Origin of the sequence: Alkalicoccus daliensis (assembly GCF_900103955.1) — a bacterium.
Lineage (GTDB): Bacteria > Bacillota > Bacilli > Bacillales > Salisediminibacteriaceae > Alkalicoccus > Alkalicoccus daliensis.
The window spans coordinates 254,474-272,385 of the sequence record NZ_FNIL01000004.1 but is presented as its reverse complement, the minus strand read 5'-3'; the positions used below and the strand labels follow the sequence as shown (position 1 = coordinate 272,385).

The window sequence follows — 17,912 nt, the reverse complement described above, 5'->3', positions numbered from 1 at the left end:
GTGTCAACATGCAACTTCACGAATTAAAGCCTGCTGTAGGTTCCCGCAAGGACCGCAAGCGTAAAGGCCGAGGTGTTGCGTCTGGTAATGGTAAAACTGCCGGCCGTGGTCACAAAGGTCAAAACGCGCGATCCGGCGGAGGTGTACGTCCTGGTTTCGAAGGTGGTCAAATGCCTATCTTCCGTCGTCTTCCAAAACGCGGATTTACGAACCCGAACCGTACAGAATACGCGGTCGTGAACCTGGAAACACTAAACCGTTTTGAGGACGGAACAGAAGTCACTTCAGCTCTTCTTATTGAGACTGGCGTTGTAAAAAACGAACGTGACGGAATAAAAATTCTAGGTAATGGAACATTAGAGCGCAAGCTGACAGTAAAAGCAAGTAAGTTTTCTGCTGCAGCGAAAGACGCAATTGAGGCTGCTGGCGGGTCTACCGAAGTAGTATAATGTTTCAGACGATCTCCAATCTTTCGAGTAGGTGAGTGAAGATTGATTCTTCAACACCTTAGCGATGTTAATCGTCTTTCGAATCGGTGCCCACCTCCCCGCTGCGGATACTGGCGCTTATGTGCCGGAATCGGCGGGGAATTGAACGCCTGCAGCATACTGGAGGCGGAGGTGCCCTCGAGAATTTCTCGATCTTTGCGACAGGAATAATGCCCTACATTACAGCATCGATTATTGTTTGGTTACAATAACTGGATGTTGTCCCTGATTTCATTTTATAATGAATGAATGGGAAGCTGGTCGCAAGAAGCTAGCACAAGTGACAAGATATCGAACCACTGAAATAAAGTTCTTCGGAACGGCGTTTCAATTCTTATCTTTGCTGGGATTGCTGCTGGGATTCCGAATGGAGTTAACCCGAGTATATGTAACTCAATTCGAAGGCGCAGGAGATGCCTTGTTCATTAACATCGTTACTGTGCTGCTGTATTGTAAGCACTTTTAGCGATCGTTGTAGGAGTTATTTTTGTACAGCAAGCCCTGAGAAAAAATACCTGTTCAATACGCCAAGCGATTAGTTGCTGAGAATCCGTTAATGGGCTCACCATTCACTTGTGATTGAAGGTAAAGACTGCCGGGGTTGCTCCAGCTGCTTGAAGGAATTCGTTCCACAGCTGGAATCAACAAAACTTTGATTATACGGACCGACTTCGACGGGACTGCATTACGCAGTCTGCGTTATCGGTTTTCTGTATTTTTATTTGTTTGTTCAAGCTTTCTGAACAGATGGCAGAGGAACCAACATGCAAGGTGTCTGTATCCCTGAATCCGTCCCTGAGATGACCAAGGAAAATTTTATGTTCATTTCTGTCTTTTGACTTTCGTCGGAGCGTTATTCTCAGCAGCTGACTCAATCCTGTCTGCTTTTCCTTTGAAAGGAACAGGTCTGCCTCCAGGCTTTCCGCCTGAAGGTGCAGCCTGATCGCTGCTGGTGTGTCGCTCCAGACAAAAGAAAGTCACCTGATAATACGATCTTTAAAGGCTTTCAAGCCGCGATCGCAGGCAAAAATGATGGAGGTAGAAAACATGAATTTAATCCTTATGGGACTTCCGGGTGCCGGTAAAGGAACGCAAGCAGATAAAATCGTTGATAAGTATGGGGTTCCGCATATTTCCACAGGAGATATGTTCCGCGCAGCTATTAAAAACGGTACAGATCTCGGTCTGAGAGCGAAAGCTTTTATGGATGAGGGTGCGCTCGTGCCGGATGAGGTAACAATCGGCATCGTCCGTGAGCGTTTAAGCAAGGACGACTGCAAAGAGGGTTTCCTGCTGGACGGGTTTCCCCGTACAGTAGCACAGGCATCTGCACTGGAAGAAATACTGCAGGAACTGGACCGCCAGCTTGATCACGTATTGTATATCAAAGTACCGAGGGAAGATTTATTCAAGCGCCTTACAGGCCGCTGGATCTGCCCGGAATGCGGCACTGCATACCATGAAGTATTCAACCCGCCGCAGGAACAAGGGAAATGTGATAAAGATGGCAGTGAATTAATTCAGCGAGACGATGACAAGCCGGAAACGGTCGATAAGCGACTCGAAGTGAATTTGGAACAAACAAAGCCGCTCGTTGACTTTTATGAAGAGAAAGGATATCTTCGTAATGTTGATGGTCAGCAGGACATCGACAAAGTATTTGAAGATGTTGATGCTCTTCTTAAAGGGAGTAATGCATGATCGTTCGCAAGACAGCAGGGGAATTGGATATTATGCGAAAAGCAGGCGACATTGTTGCCCGCACGCATAAAGAGCTGCAAAAGCATATCCGCCCGGGCATAACAACGAAAGAACTGGATCTCATTGCAGACAGATTTATTCGGTCTTTTGATGCGATTCCGTCTTTTAAAGGCTATAATGGGTTTACTGGAAGTATTTGCACTTCAGTAAATGAGGAATTGGTGCACGGCATTCCTGGTTCCCGCGAGCTTAAAGAAGGTGACATCATCAGCATCGATATCGGTGCGAAGTATCAGGGGTATCACGGGGACTCAGCGTGGACTTATGCCGTCGGAACCATTGAGCCCGAAGCGCAGCGTCTGCTCGACGTAACAGAAGCTTCTCTCTTTGAGGGACTTCGTTATGCAGAGCCGGGTCGAAGCCTGACGGACATTTCACATGCGATTCAAACGCATGCGGAAAAGAATGGCTTTTCCGTCGTAAGGGAATACGTTGGGCACGGCGTGGGGCAGGAGCTTCACGAAGATCCGCCCATTCCGCACTTTGGTCCTCCAGGAAGAGGCCCGAGGCTGGAAGAAGGAATGGTGCTCGCCGTCGAACCGATGATTAACTCCGGGAAACGTCACGTACGCACACTGTCTGATAACTGGACAGTGGTCACTTCGGACGGATCCAGATGCGCCCACTTTGAGCACACGATTGCTATTGTCGATACAGGATATGAAATTATGACAAAAATCCAGTAATGGATAAAGGTGGTCAACAAATGAAAGATCCTGATTCGGTTCCCCAGGCCGGAGAGCTTGTGAGGATTCTAAGTGGAAGAGACAAAGATCAGTATGCCTGCATTATCGAGGTGCTGGATGACCGGTTTGTGTATATTGCCGATGGCGATAAGCGCAAAGTTGACCGGCCGAAGAGAAAGAATCTGCAGCATCTGGAACGCAGTTATATTGTAGTTTCAGAAGTGAAGAACAGTATAGTTGAAACAGGTCGTGTAACCAATGCTAAATTGCGCTTTGCAATTTCATCATATATCAACGATAATTTACTGAAGGAAGGAGAGTAAATTCATGGCCAAAGAAGATGTAATCGAAGTAGAAGGCACGGTCATAGAGCCGCTTCCAAACGCGATGTTCCGTGTCGAGCTGGATAACGGGCACAAAGTACTTGCGCACGTTTCCGGTAAAATTCGTATGCACTATATTCGTATTCTTCCGGGAGACAAGGTCACAGTCGAATTATCTCCGTATGATCTGACTCGCGGTCGTATTACGTATCGCTATAAATAAATCATCGATGTAAGTAATCGTTACTCCGGATGATCAAGGAGGTAAAGAACATGAAGGTAAGACCATCAGTAAAACCAATTTGCGAAAAGTGTAAAGTTATTCGTCGTAAACGTACCGTCATGGTAATTTGCGAAAATCCAAAACACAAGCAGAAGCAAGGATAATTTATAGGAGGTGTAAAGTATGGCACGTGTTGCAGGTGTCGACATTCCTCGCGATAAGCGAGTCGTCGTCTCTTTAACTTATATCTTCGGAGTAGGGAAATCCCGCGCAGCGGAAATCCTGAAAGAAGCTGACGTTTCCGAAGATACACGCGTTCGTGATCTTACAGAGGACGAACTAGGTAAAATCCGTTCCGTGATTGAAGGAGTAAAAGTAGAAGGGGATCTTCGTCGTGAAGTATCTCTTAACATCAAGCGTCTGATCGAGATCGGTTCCTACCGTGGTATCCGTCATCGCCGAGGCTTACCAGTCCGCGGTCAGAAAACGAAAAACAACGCACGAACACGAAAAGGTGCTCGTCGTACAGTAGCAAACAAGAAAAAGTAAAGGAGGCTTCGGTAAACAATGGCTAAACCAAAAACGACTCGCGCTAAGCGCCGTCAACGTAAAAATATTGAGTCCGGTATTGCACACATTCGTTCTACGTTCAATAACACGATCGTAACGATCACCGACCCTCAAGGAAATGCAATTGCATGGGCAAGTGCTGGTAACCTTGGATTCAAAGGTTCCCGTAAGTCTACCCCATTCGCAGCGCAGACTGCTGCAGAAGCAGCTGCAAAATCTGCAATGGAACACGGCATGAAGGATGTTGAAGTATCTGTAAAAGGTCCTGGTGCAGGACGTGAAGCAGCGATCCGTTCCCTTCAGGCTACTGGCCTTGAAGTGAGCATGATCCGTGACGTAACGCCGGTTCCACACAACGGCTGCCGTCCACCAAAACGTCGTCGCGTATAATAAACTTGGCAGGTTTTCCTGTCTGACGAGAAGCAAGCTGTCTCGTTCCAAGGAACGGGACTGTCGTTTCGTAACAGGTCAAGGTGTGCCCAGTGAGGGATTCCGGTTGTGGTCACTCACAACCGGGGTTTCGACGTTTTGAAGGAGGGTTTGTTGAATGATCGAGATAGAAAAGCCGAAAATTGAAACAGTCGAATTAAGTGACGATCATACGTACGGAAAATTCGTTGTAGAGCCTCTGGAACGCGGATACGGAACTACGCTTGGGAATTCCCTGCGCCGTATTATGCTTTCTTCACTTCCCGGAGCAGCAGTTACTTCCGTGCAGTTTAACGGAGTCCTGCATGAATTCTCTACAATCGAAGGCGTGGTTGAAGACGTAACAACCATTATCCTTCATCTGAAAAAGCTGGCCCTGAAGATTTACTCTGATGAAGAGAAGACAATCGAGATTGAAGCAAACGGAGAAGGAACTGTGACTGCAGCGGACTTTACGCATGACAGTGACGTAGAAATTCTGAATCCAGAGCTTCATATCGCAACTCTTTCCAAAGGTGCCCAGTTCCAAATGAAAGTATCAGCAAAGCGTGGCCGCGGATACGTACTGGCAGAAGGTAATAATGCAGGAGATCTTCCTATCGGAGTTATTCCTGTAGATTCTATCTTCACTCCGGTCGTACGGGCAAACTACCAGGTAGAAAACACGCGCGTAGGGCAGGTAACGAACTACGACAAGCTGACACTCGACGTTTGGACAGATGGAAGTATCCGTCCGGAAGAAGCAGTATCACTTGGAGCAAAAATCTTAACAGAGCACTTAAATATCTTCGTTGGATTAACTGATCAGGCGCAGAATGCCGAGATCATGGTTGAAAAGGAAGAGGATCAAAAGGAAAAGGTACTCGAGATGACGATCGAGGAACTGGACCTTTCCGTGCGCTCCTACAACTGTTTAAAGCGTGCAGGAATCAACACAGTACAGGAATTAACGCAGAAGTCTGAAGATGACATGATGAAAGTGCGCAACCTTGGACGTAAATCCCTTGAGGAAGTTCAGGAGAAGCTGCACGAGTTAAGTCTCGGCCTGCGTCAGGAAGACTAAGCGTTACCGTGCTTCTGCACGGAATGCATTGTTATATGTGAAGGAGGGAAATGACCCATGGGATACAGAAAATTAGGTCGTGACAGCAGTGCCCGTAAAGCACTTCTTCGCGATTTGACTACAGATCTAATCATCAATGAGCGCATCCAGACAACAGAGCCGAAAGCGAAAGAAGTTCGCTCTCAGGTTGAAAAGATGATCACTCTCGGTAAGCGTGGAGACCTTCATGCTCGTCGTCAGGCTGCTGCCTTCGTACGTAAGGAAGTAGCAAACGAGGAGACTGGTCAAGATGCAGTTCAGAAGCTTTTTGACGAAGTTGCAACGCGCTATGAAGATCGTCAGGGTGGTTACACTCGTATAATGAAGCTTGGACCTCGCCGCGGCGATGGTGCTGAAATGGCTATCATTGAGCTAGTATAAGTAATGCAGAAGGGCGGGATGCCAATGCTGGAGACAGTGATTGCGCGGCGCCCTTTTTTTGTACGCAAAAACATGTTTTCTTTAAAGGAATGAACTTTATGACCGCCGTCGGCGCTCCTGGGATGACGCTTTCCCGAGGGCTTGTCTTCGACTAATTTTGCCGTCGCTCCGCTTTGGCAAAATGGATTCTCAGACTGCGCTGATCCTCCGGGAGTCGCATCCCGTCGCTCTGCCGGCTGGTAGAAAATCTACAAACAAGTTTTCTTTGGTAAAAAAAGATAAAGAACGAATAAATACTGTAGGAACTTCTTTGGTTGAAGTGGGAAGTCTCTTCTTCAACAGTAAATGATACTATTCTCTTACAAAGGCGGCGCGGTTATGGATCCTATTATTGTGGAAGATCTCTCTTTTTCCTATACAGCGGAACAGCTCGTTCTCCAGGACATCAACTTTCGTGTGAAGCAGGGGGAATGGGTGGCGATTGCCGGCCATAATGGATCCGGGAAGTCGACGCTTGCCAAATGTTTAAATGGACTTCTTATGCCGAAGTCGGGGGAAGTTATTACCTGCGGGAGGAACACGAAGGATAAAGAAACAATTATGGATCTCCGCCGCAGGGCCGGCATGGTGTTTCAGCAGCCGGATAATCAGCTTGTTGCGCCGACCGTGGCAGATGATGTTGCATTTGGGCTGGAAAATGCCGGCATTCCTTTTAAAGAGATGCAGGAGCGCGTTAAAGAGAGTATCCACCGCATGAAGCTGGATGGGCTGGAAGATCGTGAGCCGCACCGGCTGTCCGGCGGGCAGAAGCAGCGGGTGGCACTGGCGGGGATTACAGCGCTTCGTCCGGAAGTAATCATTCTGGATGAAGCGACGTCGATGCTGGATCCTGTCGGCAGGCAGGAAGTGCAGGAAATGATGCGCACACTCTGTCGGGAGGAAGGCATTACGATTGTAAGTATTACGCATGACGTGGAGGAAGCGTCAGAAGCAGACCGTATGCTTGTGATGCACGAAGGAAGGCTGCTCGCAGATGATACGCCGCGGGAAATATTCCGGCAGCAGGAAGTGCTCGTCCAGGCAAAGCTTACGCTGCCGCTTCCGGTAAAGCTTTCCCGGATGCTCCGGGAAGAGGGAATCCGCCTCCCGCAGGATATTATGTCAGAACAAGAGCTGGTGGACGCATTATGCGAGTGGAAGTAGAGAACGTTTCTTTTACGTATATGAAAGACACCCCTTTTGAAACTACAGCGCTCCGCAATGTTTCCCTCACGTTGGAAGCAGGCGTTTATCACGCAATTGTCGGGCACACCGGCTCCGGGAAATCGACATTAATGCAGCTCTTTAACGGGCTGGAAAAGCCTACGAGCGGCAAAGTATCAGTAGGGGAGTGGGAGATCACTCCGGAAACAAAGCAGCGGGATCTGCATGAGTTACGTCGTCATGCAGGTGTAGTATTTCAATTTCCGGAATCCCAGCTGTTTGAGGAAACCATTTTAAAAGATGTGATGTTCGGTCCATTGAATCATGGGAAGACGAAAGCGGAAGCAGAGACAGTTGCCAGGGAGGCGCTGCTCAGAACCGGCATGCCCGCAGAACTGCATGACCGTTCTCCGTTTGAGCTGAGCGGCGGCCAGATGCGGCGCACTGCGATTGCAGGGGTCCTTGCCATGGAACCGCAGCTGCTGCTCCTGGATGAACCGACAGCGGGGCTCGATCCGGAAGGCCAGCAGGAAATTATGCAGCTGTTTTATGACTGGTACCGGGAAAAAGAAGCGCGCACGATTGTTCTTATTTCCCACGACATGAATCAGGTCGCACGCTTTGCAGAAAATGTGGTCATTATGGAACAGGGAGAAAAGCAGCTTGCAGAAAAAGCATCAGCGCTCTTTACAGATGAATCCCTCTTGAAAAAGTACCAGCTGGCAATGCCGGAGCATGCAAGGCTCCTGAAGCGCCTGGAGGATGCGAGCGGGAAGCCATTGGATCTGAATGCCTTCTCAGACGAAGCGGCCTTAGAGAGGCTTCTGCGCTTTCTGAGAGAGGGGGACGCGGATGCTTAAGAATGTAATTATCGGTCAGTATGTGCCCGGCCGTTCGTTTGTGCACTCTCTTGACCCGCGCTCGAAGCTGATTACAATCTTTTTATTTATGATTTTCATTTTTATCTCCCGGGATCCTTTTGTGCTTTCCTCTGCCGTCCTGTTAACCGCAGCTGCCTTTTTGACGGCAGGTATTCCTTTTAAGTTTTTCTGGAAAGGGATCCGGATTATTTTAATTATCGTGGTCCTCACCTTTACGCTGCATTTATTTATGACGCAGGAAGGCATGGTACTGCTCGATCTTGGCTGGATTACGATTTACAGCGGGGGTCTGATTGAAGGCGGGTTAATTGCGCTTCGCTTGTTTCTGCTGATTATTCTGGCTACGATGCTCACGCTTACCACGACTCCGGTCGATCTGACGGACGGTATGGAACGGCTGATGAAGCCGCTGAAGCGGGTGAAGGTGCCGACACACGAACTTGCGTTAATGATGTCGATTGCACTCCGCTTTATCCCGACCCTGCTGGAGGAAACACAGAAGATCGTCAAAGCGCAGACAGCACGCGGCGCTTCTTTTTCGCAGGGGTCTCTCTGGAAACGGGTGAACGCCCTGATTCCCGTCTTGATTCCGCTGTTTGTTTCCTCGTTTAAGCGTGCCGAGGACCTGGCGATCGCAATGGAAGCACGGGGATACGCCGGGGGAGAAGGCCGGACGAAATTCCGCCAGCTTTCCTGGCGAACGCGGGACACCATGATAGTGAGCTTTCTTCTGCTGTTTGGTGTTTTCAGTATTATTACAAGAATTAGTTAAGGAGCAGACGGATGACTCGAATCTTACTCCGCATCTCGTATGACGGGAGCGGCTTCAAAGGATACCAGAAGCAGCCGAATGCCCGCTCTGTACAGGGCGAGGTGGAGCGCGCACTGGCAAAAATTCATAAAGCCCCTTCCTGGCCTTCAACTTCTTCCGGGCGAACAGATGCGGGCGTACACGGGCGGAGACAGCCGGTGCATTTTGACACACCGCTTGCCATTCCGGAATCCCGCTGGGCAAGAGCACTGAACAGCCTGCTGCCGGAGGATATTTACGTGCATGATGCGGAAATAGTCGCGGACAATTTTCATGCCCGCTATGATGCCGTGGGAAAAGAATACTTGTATAAGTTCACCGCAGGAGCGGAGCATGATATTTTTGCGCGCCACTTTAGGTACCAGCTGCGGCAGGTGCCGGATCAGCAGCTGATGCAGCAGGCGGCAGATTATATGCTCGGCACGCATAACTTTGCGAGTCTTTCCTCCCCGAAAACGGACGTCGTGGATAAAGTCCGTACGATGTATGCGATTGACGTATGGAAAGAAGAGAAAGAATGGACCCTGCGGTTTATCGGAAGCGGGTTTTTATATCAGATGGTCCGCGTCATGACCGGCACGCTGCTTGACTGCGGTTTCGGGGAGCGGAACCCGGAGGACATACCTGCACTGATTGCTGCCGAGGACCGCACGAAAGCGAGCAAAACAGCCCCGGGGCACGGATTGTACCTTTCTCAGGTATTTTACGAAAAAGCCTTGCTGGAGCAGCATTTAACGGAGACGGCAGGACGAAGAAAAAATAAATAACAAAAACAACTCGACCTAGTGTTTTTTCGTGTTGACATGGGCGCTCAGATATTATATGATGATTAACGGTATTCTTATGCCCACTAGCCCCGGGCAAGGAATTGATCAACGACAGTTATGATTTTGGAGATAGTTCAGATTTAGGAGGGAAATAACAAATGCGTACAACATATATGGCAAAGCCAACAGAAGTAGAACGCAAGTGGCACGTAGTTGACGCGGAAGGCCAGACGCTCGGTCGTCTTTCTTCTGAAGTAGCAAGCCTGCTGCGTGGAAAGCACAAGCCAACTTTTACACCGCACATTGACACTGGTGATCACGTAATTATCATCAATGCAGAAAAAATTCACCTGACTGGTAATAAGCTTCAGGATAAGTATTACTACCGTCACAGCCGCTACCCAGGTTCCCTGAAGGCAACTTCAGCTGGCGAAATGCGCGCAAACAAGCCGGAGCGCCTGCTTGAGCTTTCTATTAAAGGAATGCTTCCAAAAGGCCGCCTTGGACGTCAGACAGGCAAGAAACTTTACGTGTATGCTGGAAATGAGCATCCACACGCAGCACAAAAACCAGAAGCGTACGAACTACGCGGATAATCATTAGAAGGAGGGATTTCTCTTGGCACAAGTTCAATACTCAGGAACAGGTCGTCGTAAGAACTCCGTTGCACGCGTACGTCTCGTACCAGGTGACGGCACTATTACAATCAACAAGCGCAGCATCGACGACTACTTCGATCTTGAAACACTCAAAGTAATCGTAAAGCAGCCACTTGCAGAAACACAAACTGAAGGAACGTACGACATTCACGTAAACGTGAACGGCGGCGGATACACTGGCCAGGCTGGTGCAATTCGTCACGGTGTAGCTCGTGCTCTTCTTACTGCGGACCCAGAATTCCGTCCAGCACTGAAGAAAGCCGGTTACCTTACTCGTGATGCGAGAATGAAAGAGCGTAAGAAATACGGTCTTAAAGCAGCACGTCGTGCTCCTCAGTTCTCAAAGCGTTAATTTTATTACAACTGTATATACGAAGATGTCTGTGGACGATGTCTTTGTATTCCAGCCCTCTGCCCCCAACCCGGCAGAGGGTTTTTGTAGTTAAAATATACTATAGTCTTGAATAGATAATTTGTTTTATATATACTATAAATGATATAATATTATGTAATAGTATATACAAAGGATAATAAAGGAGTTGGGTATGAGTAATCCATTTGATAATGTAAAACAAAGCCCGAGATATGAGCAAATTTATTCTGAATTAAAGGAAAAAATCGAGAGAGGCGGTATAGGTATTGGAGAAAAGCTACCTGCTGAAAAAGAATTAATCGCCTATTACAACGTAAGTCGAATAACTACGAAGAAAGCGCTTGATATGTTAGTGAACGATAAATTGATTGAGCGTATCCCAGGTAAAGGAAGTTTTGTGAGAGAGTCAAGTACAAAAGACACTAAGCAAATAGATCTTTCCAAAAATCAAACATTAATAGGGTACGTAGTTCCTGACCTTGATGAAAGTCATGGACTGCAATTATTTCTAGCAATTGAAAACAAAGCGCGCTTAAATGGTATTGATCTTATTTTGAAACGTACCCATGGGGATATAAATTTAGAAAAAGAAGCAATTGATTCTTTGCTTAAACAGAACGTGGCTGGGTTAATTATTTTACCGGTTTCAGGTGAATATTATAACGAAGATATTGTGAAATTAAACATTCAAAAGTTTCCCCATGTGCTTGTAGACAGATACTTAAAGGGATTTTCAACAACGATGATTTTTACAAACAACAAAGATATCACTAAAGAAGCTGTAAATTACCTTTTTGATATGAATCATCGACAGATTGCAATATTTTCTCCCCCATACAAGGACACTTCTGCTATTGAAGATAGAGTTGAAGGATTCATTCAAGCTTATGCAGAGCGAGGAATATTGGTAAATACAGATTTATGGTTGGCAGAATTCAAATCGACTTTTCCAATTCCTAAATACGAAAAGAAAGAATTGGAGAAGGATATTGAATTAATAAAAAGTCATTTATCTAAATATCCTGAAATTACTGCTGTGTTTGCCATGGAATACAATATTGCTGTACTTGCAAAGGAAGCAGCTATAGAAATGGGGTATCGTATTCCAGAAGATCTATCAATTATTTGCTTTGACAATCCCAATAATATTATTGGGAGACCTGAATTTACTCATATTAAACAACATATAGATAAAATGGCTGAAAAAGCTATCTCTGGAATTATTGCTCGTATAAAAGGAGAGGAGTTTCCAATAAAGACAACGCTTGAAGCCAAGCTAATAGAAAACAATTCAGTAATATTTTTAAAGAAAGAATACAGCTAGCGATAAATTAAAAAGTCCCCAGGATCTTTATTTATGATCCTAAGGGCTTTTTTTATTTTTTGTTGTTGAATGAAGTTCCTAGATAAAAAATATCTAAGTAAATAGTTTAAGTATATTCTTGTTTACGGCACTTAGAAAGTTTGTCGTTAATAGTGATAATATAAATATATGTTATATAAATAATATGTAATTATAATATATTATATTATTTATGTTGACACATAGATATTAATTAATTAATATAATATATGTAAGCGCTTTAAAATAACAAGTCACAAAACATTGTCTCGGAGTGAATTGAAAGTTGAGATTAGAAAGATGTATAAACGAGGGAGGTTTTAATGCGCATATGTTTAAAAAGCAAAAGAGAATGTAGCTGAAGGTCTTGATGCTACCCGTAAATTAGAGAGTGACGATAAATTATTCTTATTGAATCTGTTCGAATTGTTTTTACTTAGCTAATTAGAAAGTCGAATAAAGAAAATTACAAAATGAGTAAAATTAAAGATATTAAGGAGTCTTCGTAAGATTCAAATTACCTTAAATACTTCAACAGCAAGTGAGGTTAATAGTTAATAAAACACTTAGTCTTAGTTGCAAATTTGAAAAATTTTTAATTTATAAGGGGGATATCATGAATAAATCAATATTCAGTTTATCATCTGTTACTTTATTTTTAATTGTACTTTCAGCCTGTAATACAGGGGAAGAAGAAACAAATGGTGCTTCGAATGGAAATGAATCAAATGAAAATGCTTCGAATGGAGATGAAGTGACCTTGACTTTTTATTCTACGATGGTAGAAGAAAGTTCAGTGGAAGCTTTTGAATCGATTTTTGAAGATTTTGAAAATGAAAATCCTGGTATATCAATTGATGGGAATTTTCCTTCTGCTGCTTATGAAGATACTTTGCGAGTAAGAATGGCATCAAACGATTTGCCTGATTTATTTGATACGCATGGATGGGCAAAAAATCGTTATGGGGATTATGTAGCTGATTTAAGTGATATGGAATGGGTAGAGCATTTTGATGAATCCATGGAGCCCCTTTTAAAAGATGAGAATGGAAAAGTATATGCTTTTCCTGTGAATCAAGCAAATGATGGGATAATGTATAATGCAACATTATTAGAAGAGTTAAATATTGAAGTTCCTGAGACGGTGGATGAGTGGATAGCGGCAATGGAAACGATTAGAGACGAAGCAGACGGAGATGTTGCTCCGTTGTGGATTCCAGGGCAAGAATCACATAATATTGGACAAGTTCTTGATCAACTGTCTACTCCATTGTTAGTTACGGATGAAGAGAACAATTATGAAGAAGAATTGTTAGATGGATCGTTTGACTGGTCTAATTATACTCCCCTACCAGAAACCCTTATAGAGATTCAAGAAAAGGACTTATTAAATGTCGATGTCCTTACTGCAAATGAGGCACAGAGAGCACAATTAATGTCGCAAAGCTTAATAGGTTTCACTTTCGCTGGCGGGGCTTTTGGACCTACTGTACAAGAATTAAATCCGGAAGTAGAAGTTGGAACAATGCCAGTGCCAGCGTTTTATGAGAGTGACGAGCCAAGTTGGATAGGTGGGGAACGTAATACTGTGGCAGCTTACAAAGATTCAGAAAACCTTGAAGAAGCAAAAATGTTTATTGAATTTCTAGCGCAACCAGAGAATGCAAAAAAGATGGCTGAAGCTACAACGTTACCTGCCGGAGTAACTAATGTAGAAGCAGATAACTATTATTCTGAATATTATGAAGAATGGTCACATATTACTATTCAGCCTTATTTTGACCGGGTGTATCTTCCGGGCGGAATGTGGGATGTTTATGGTTCTACAGGAGCAGATCTCTTAGCGGGCTCATTAACCCCAGAAGAAGTGTCAGAGGTAATGGAAGGAGAATATGAACGTTTAAGAAGAGAAAGTGAAGAAGAAGACGCAGAATAATTCATAGGTAGGGGGGGTTAGAGACCTCCCCTTAATTTATTACATTTAATAATTTCTTATACATGTTGAGAGTTAAGGAGTGGGTGTTATATGAGACAAGAAGTTGCTGAAGAACAAGAGATCTCTCTAAAAATCCCTAAAAAAAAGAAGCAATCGTCTCTATGGTGGATGTATTTACCAGCTGTAGCTGCAATTACATTGTTTGTTATATATCCTTTTTTTAATGGCCTACAAATAACTTTTACGGATTGGGATGGTTTTTCTCAATCTTCTAATTGGGTAGGTTTCGATCAATATGCCCGATTGTTTTCCGATCCCCTTACTTTGCTAATAGTTAGAAACACTTTACTCTATGGGATCGGAAGTACTCTATTGCAATTAACGGTTGGATTACTTTATGCCTTACTTCTGAACAGAAGCATTAAATTTAAAGCAATGACAAGAACAATAGTTTATTTGCCGGTAATTGTAAGTCCTTTAATTATGGGGTACATTTGGATGTTCTTTTTTGCATATCAAGGTGGAGCATTAAATGATGTATTGATGCTATTTGGTCTCGATCGAATAAATGCACTTGGTAACCCAAGTTTAAATCCGTGGATTATTGTTTTAGTTAACACCTATCAATTTGTTGGAGTTTCAATGATTATTTATCTTGCTGGTCTACAGAGTATTCAGAGAGATTATTATGAAGCGGCAGACATAGATGGGGCTACAGCTTTCCAACAGTTCAAAAATATTACGTTCCCGCTGTTAATGCCTGCCATTACGATAAACGTTGTTTTGAATTTAATAGGGGGATTAAAACTATTCGATGTGATTGTATCGCTTACCGGCGGCGGTCCTGGTAATGCTTCACAATCGATGTCCACATTTATGTACACCTTGTACTTCCGTAGAGAAGACGCAGGTTATGCAGCGACACAGGGTATTTTAATGACGGTAATCATTCTTTTGATCAGCTTAGCATCACTTATTTATTTTAAACGCAAGGAGGTCGAGGCATAATGAGCCAGAATAGACTGATTAAATGGCTTTTGACAATGCTTGCTTTAATTATCTCCGCCCTCCATATTATTCCTTTCTATATTTTACTTGTTATGGCATTTAAAGTAAGAGGTGATTTTAGTTCGACTTGGATATTACCGGATTATTTGACTTTTTCAAACTTTACAGAAGCATGGGAGCGGGCTAATTTGCTAAACGCTTTTACAAATACGTTCATAATAACTGTAGGAGCAGCATTGTTATTAATTGTATTTGGATCGATGGCTGCTTATCCGTTAGCAAGAGTGAAATCTAAGTTAAATCAATTTGTGTTTTTTCTATTCGTTGCAATCATGGTTATTCCGCCATTGGCTGCCTTAGTACCTTTGTATAATTTAGTAGTTCGGATGGGAATGATTAATACGCACGAAATTGCGATATTAAATAATTTTGCTAGTTTCCTTCCCCTTACGATTTTTCTATATTCTGGTTTTATTCGTTCCACTATACCTAAAGAATTGGAAGAAGCGGCTAGAATTGACGGAGCGGGGGTATTAACCGTGTTTTTTCGAGTCGTGTTTCCATTATTAAAGCCGGTAACTGCAACAGTACTTATCATATCGTCGGTTTTTATTTGGAATGATTACCAGTTTGCAATTTTCTTCTTGCAAGATAGCAGTGTGCATACGTTGACTGTTACGTTATCTAGTTTCTTTGGAGAGAATCAAAGTAATTTGAATCTCGTTGCAGCAGCAGCCTTAATGGCATCGTTGCCGATGATTATCTTGTTTCTATTGTTACAAAAATATTTTATTGCGGGACTTTCAGCAGGTTCAGTGAAAGGTTAGGTTGGTGAGGGAAATAAAAACTGAATAAATTTAAATCATTTCTCCAGCACTAGTTATTACATAATTTCTATGAATTAAGTGCATAGAAAACTCATAATTTCATCAAAAGAAATTTGTGGAAATAATGTAAATAGCGCCTTTGACAGTGAAATCTAAGTTATTCAGCAGAATTTAACTTCTATTTTTGAAATAAGAAAGTTAAAAAAATATGAACTCTTAATGAGAGTAATTGTTGCCATTTCAATTTCAGTAATTATTATTTTCTTGATTTTTGAAAAGCAAATAGTTAAAGAAATTAGTTTTTCAGGAATTAAAGAGAGAAGGAGAAAGGGAAGATGACAGAGACGTTTAAAGAAGAACTTATTAATTTTCCCCGCCCGCAGTTCAGGCGTGATACATGGAAAAATTTAAATGGAATGTGGGATTTTGCTTTTGATGATAATAACGAAGGAGAAAAAGAGCAATGGTATAAAAAAAGTAATTTTAACAAAACAATCAAAGTCCCTTTTACCTATGAAACAAAGGAAAGTGGCATAGAGGAAGAAGTATTGCATGAAAATATTTGGTATCACCGCACGTTTGAAATTTCAGAAGCAGAAAGAAACAAAAAGAAGATACTGCGTTTTCAGGCCTCAGATTACCGGACAAAAGTATGGGTGAATGGGATTTATATTGGCGAACATATTGGTGGAAATACTTCTTTCTCATTTGATATAACAAATGAAGTTTTGGAGAGCGAGGAAAATTCATTAGTTGTGAAAGTAGAGGACGGCCAAAGCTGTTTACAGCCGCGGGGGAAACAAAGGTGGAAAGATGAAAGCTTCAGGTGCTGGTATGTACAGACTACGGGAATATGGCAGACAGTGTGGATGGAATTTTTACCTCCGGAAAGCATAAAACACGTTAAAATCACGCCTGATCTGGATCATAATGCAGTAGGTTTTTACTACTCATTAGATGGAGATTTTACGAATAAAAATGTGGAAGTAAAAACCTTAGTTACCTTTAAAGGAAATAGAATCAAAGAATTGTCCTTTGTTCCGGAGGGACCGGAAATGTCTGTTGATTTAAATTTAATTTCTCAGCTTAATGAGTTCAGAGTAATGGAGTGGTCCCCTGAGAACCCTAATTTATATGACGTAACTTTTTCGTTGTATGTGGAGGGTGTGCTTGCAGATAAAGTAGAATCATATTTCGGAATGAGGAAAGTCTCTATAAAAGATGGGCAAGTGCTCTTAAATAATTTTCCTGTCTATCAAAAACTGCTGCTGGATCAAGGGTATTGGCCTGACACAATGCTCACTCCGCCTTCAGAGGAGGCTTTGATTGAAGATATTGATAAAACGATTGAAATGGGGTTCAACGGAGTGAGAAAACACCAGAAGCTGGAGGATGAAAGATTTCTCTATTGGTGTGATAAAAAAGGATTACTTGTCTGGTCAGAAATGGCTGCTGCTTATAAGTATTCTGATGAGGCAGTACAAAACTTTACTAAGGAATGGATGGAGGCAGTGAATCAATATTATAACTATCCTTCTATCATTACCTGGGTTCCGTTTAATGAATCATGGGGAGTACCTAATATCCTGACAAATAAAATGGAACAGTCTTTCACAGAAGCAATCTACTATTTAACAAAGTCCATGGATAATATGCGTCCAGTGATCGTTAATGATGGCTGGGAGCAGACGATTTCAGATATCATTTCTCTGCATGATTATGAAGAAGATGGCAAGTCTTTTATAGATAGATATCAAGACAAAGATCATTTGTTAAGTAATAAAGTCTCTCATAATTTAGAAAAATATCCCTTTGCCAAAGGATATGAGTACCAGGGACAGCCTGTAATTATCAGTGAGTACGGAGGCATTGCTTTTAAAGATGAGCAAGGATGGGGGTATGGAAATCAGGTAACTTCTGAAAAAGAATTCTTGGAAAGGTACCAAAATATAACGGATGCGATCAAGCAGATTCCTTATATCTCAGGATATTGTTATACGCAGACGACCGATGTACAGCAGGAAATTAATGGGCTGCTGGATGAGAACCGGGTTCCTAAAGTATCAATGGAGAAAATTAAACAAATTAATGATGACTAAGTATAGCAGCAGATAATACTAATAACAGTGAAAGTAGGTGAAG

Annotated in this window: 21 protein-coding genes; all 21 read left to right on the top strand. The window is 43.2% G+C overall.

Going from position 1 to position 17,912, the window contains the following annotated elements:
• The first annotated feature begins 8 nt into the window (after positions 1-8).
• The 21 genes from rplO (at position 9) to BLP92_RS09215 (ending at position 17,869) form a co-directional block, all read left to right on the top strand.
• Positions 9-449, top strand: a complete 441-nt coding sequence (gene rplO / locus BLP92_RS09315; RefSeq protein ID WP_090842675.1) for a 50S ribosomal protein L15 — start codon at positions 9-11, stop codon at positions 447-449.
• Positions 450-1,535: 1,086 nt separating this feature from the next.
• Entirely contained in the window at positions 1,536-2,189 is a 654-nt protein-coding gene (locus BLP92_RS09310) for an adenylate kinase (RefSeq protein WP_090842674.1), read from the top strand.
• Complete coding sequence (gene map, locus BLP92_RS09305) at positions 2,186-2,935, top strand: type I methionyl aminopeptidase (protein ID WP_090842673.1); 750 nt, start codon at positions 2,186-2,188, stop codon at positions 2,933-2,935. The genes BLP92_RS09310 and map overlap by 4 nt, the downstream gene beginning before the upstream one ends.
• A 20-nt stretch (positions 2,936-2,955) precedes the next feature.
• On the top strand, positions 2,956-3,258 hold the full coding sequence (locus BLP92_RS09300) for a KOW domain-containing RNA-binding protein (protein WP_090842672.1): 303 nt from the start codon (positions 2,956-2,958) through the stop codon (positions 3,256-3,258).
• A 4-nt stretch (positions 3,259-3,262) separates the two neighbouring features.
• Positions 3,263-3,481, top strand: a complete 219-nt coding sequence (infA, locus tag BLP92_RS09295) for a translation initiation factor IF-1 (RefSeq protein WP_090842671.1) — start codon at positions 3,263-3,265, stop codon at positions 3,479-3,481.
• Positions 3,482-3,531: 50 nt separating this feature from the next.
• Positions 3,532-3,645 (top strand): 50S ribosomal protein L36, encoded by a 114-nt coding sequence (gene rpmJ, locus BLP92_RS09290; protein ID WP_090842670.1) that lies wholly within the window; start codon positions 3,532-3,534, stop codon positions 3,643-3,645.
• Positions 3,646-3,664: 19 nt separating this feature from the next.
• Positions 3,665-4,030 (top strand): 30S ribosomal protein S13, encoded by a 366-nt coding sequence (rpsM, locus tag BLP92_RS09285; protein ID WP_090842669.1) that lies wholly within the window; start codon positions 3,665-3,667, stop codon positions 4,028-4,030.
• Positions 4,031-4,048: 18 nt separating this feature from the next.
• The gene (gene rpsK, locus BLP92_RS09280) at positions 4,049-4,441 is read left to right on the top strand and encodes a 30S ribosomal protein S11 (RefSeq protein ID WP_090842668.1); all 393 of its coding nucleotides are present in this window, start codon (positions 4,049-4,051) and stop codon (positions 4,439-4,441) included.
• Between the two features lie 157 nt (positions 4,442-4,598).
• The gene (locus BLP92_RS09275; protein ID WP_090842667.1) at positions 4,599-5,543 is read left to right on the top strand and encodes a DNA-directed RNA polymerase subunit alpha; all 945 of its coding nucleotides are present in this window, start codon (positions 4,599-4,601) and stop codon (positions 5,541-5,543) included.
• 57 nt (positions 5,544-5,600) lie between these two features.
• Positions 5,601-5,963: a 50S ribosomal protein L17 gene (gene rplQ, locus BLP92_RS09270; RefSeq protein WP_090842666.1), complete on the top strand. Its 363-nt coding sequence runs from the start codon at positions 5,601-5,603 to the stop codon at positions 5,961-5,963.
• A gap of 378 nt (positions 5,964-6,341) precedes the next feature.
• Positions 6,342-7,166: an energy-coupling factor transporter ATPase gene (locus BLP92_RS09265; RefSeq protein ID WP_090842665.1), complete on the top strand. Its 825-nt coding sequence runs from the start codon at positions 6,342-6,344 to the stop codon at positions 7,164-7,166.
• A complete protein-coding gene (locus BLP92_RS09260; protein WP_090842664.1) occupies positions 7,151-8,026 on the top strand; it encodes an energy-coupling factor transporter ATPase in 876 nt (291 codons plus the stop codon). The genes BLP92_RS09265 and BLP92_RS09260 overlap by 16 nt, the downstream gene beginning before the upstream one ends.
• Positions 8,019-8,819, top strand: a complete 801-nt coding sequence (locus tag BLP92_RS09255; RefSeq protein WP_090842663.1) for an energy-coupling factor transporter transmembrane component T family protein — start codon at positions 8,019-8,021, stop codon at positions 8,817-8,819. Before BLP92_RS09260 ends, BLP92_RS09255 begins: the two co-directional genes overlap by 8 nt.
• Before the next feature lie 11 nt (positions 8,820-8,830).
• Positions 8,831-9,625, top strand: coding sequence for a tRNA pseudouridine(38-40) synthase TruA (truA, locus tag BLP92_RS09250; RefSeq protein WP_090842662.1), 795 nt, complete (start codon positions 8,831-8,833; stop codon positions 9,623-9,625).
• 158 nt (positions 9,626-9,783) lie between these two features.
• Complete coding sequence (gene rplM, locus BLP92_RS09245) at positions 9,784-10,221, top strand: 50S ribosomal protein L13 (protein ID WP_090842661.1); 438 nt, start codon at positions 9,784-9,786, stop codon at positions 10,219-10,221.
• Between the two features lie 22 nt (positions 10,222-10,243).
• Positions 10,244-10,636 carry a 30S ribosomal protein S9 gene (gene rpsI / locus BLP92_RS09240; protein WP_090842660.1) on the top strand — a complete coding sequence of 131 codons (393 nt, stop codon included), beginning with the start codon at positions 10,244-10,246 and terminating at the stop codon, positions 10,634-10,636.
• 193 nt (positions 10,637-10,829) lie between these two features.
• Entirely contained in the window at positions 10,830-11,981 is a 1,152-nt protein-coding gene (locus tag BLP92_RS09235) for a GntR family transcriptional regulator (protein ID WP_090842659.1), read from the top strand.
• Between the two features lie 634 nt (positions 11,982-12,615).
• Positions 12,616-13,935 carry an ABC transporter substrate-binding protein gene (locus BLP92_RS09230; RefSeq protein WP_090842658.1) on the top strand — a complete coding sequence of 440 codons (1,320 nt, stop codon included), beginning with the start codon at positions 12,616-12,618 and terminating at the stop codon, positions 13,933-13,935.
• A 90-nt stretch (positions 13,936-14,025) separates the two neighbouring features.
• Positions 14,026-14,943, top strand: coding sequence for a carbohydrate ABC transporter permease (locus tag BLP92_RS09225; protein WP_090842657.1), 918 nt, complete (start codon positions 14,026-14,028; stop codon positions 14,941-14,943).
• Positions 14,943-15,770, top strand: coding sequence for a carbohydrate ABC transporter permease (locus tag BLP92_RS09220; RefSeq protein ID WP_090842656.1), 828 nt, complete (start codon positions 14,943-14,945; stop codon positions 15,768-15,770). The genes BLP92_RS09225 and BLP92_RS09220 overlap by 1 nt, the downstream gene beginning before the upstream one ends.
• A gap of 335 nt (positions 15,771-16,105) precedes the next feature.
• Positions 16,106-17,869 carry a glycoside hydrolase family 2 protein gene (locus BLP92_RS09215; RefSeq protein ID WP_090842655.1) on the top strand — a complete coding sequence of 588 codons (1,764 nt, stop codon included), beginning with the start codon at positions 16,106-16,108 and terminating at the stop codon, positions 17,867-17,869.
• Positions 17,870-17,912 lie beyond the last annotated feature (43 nt).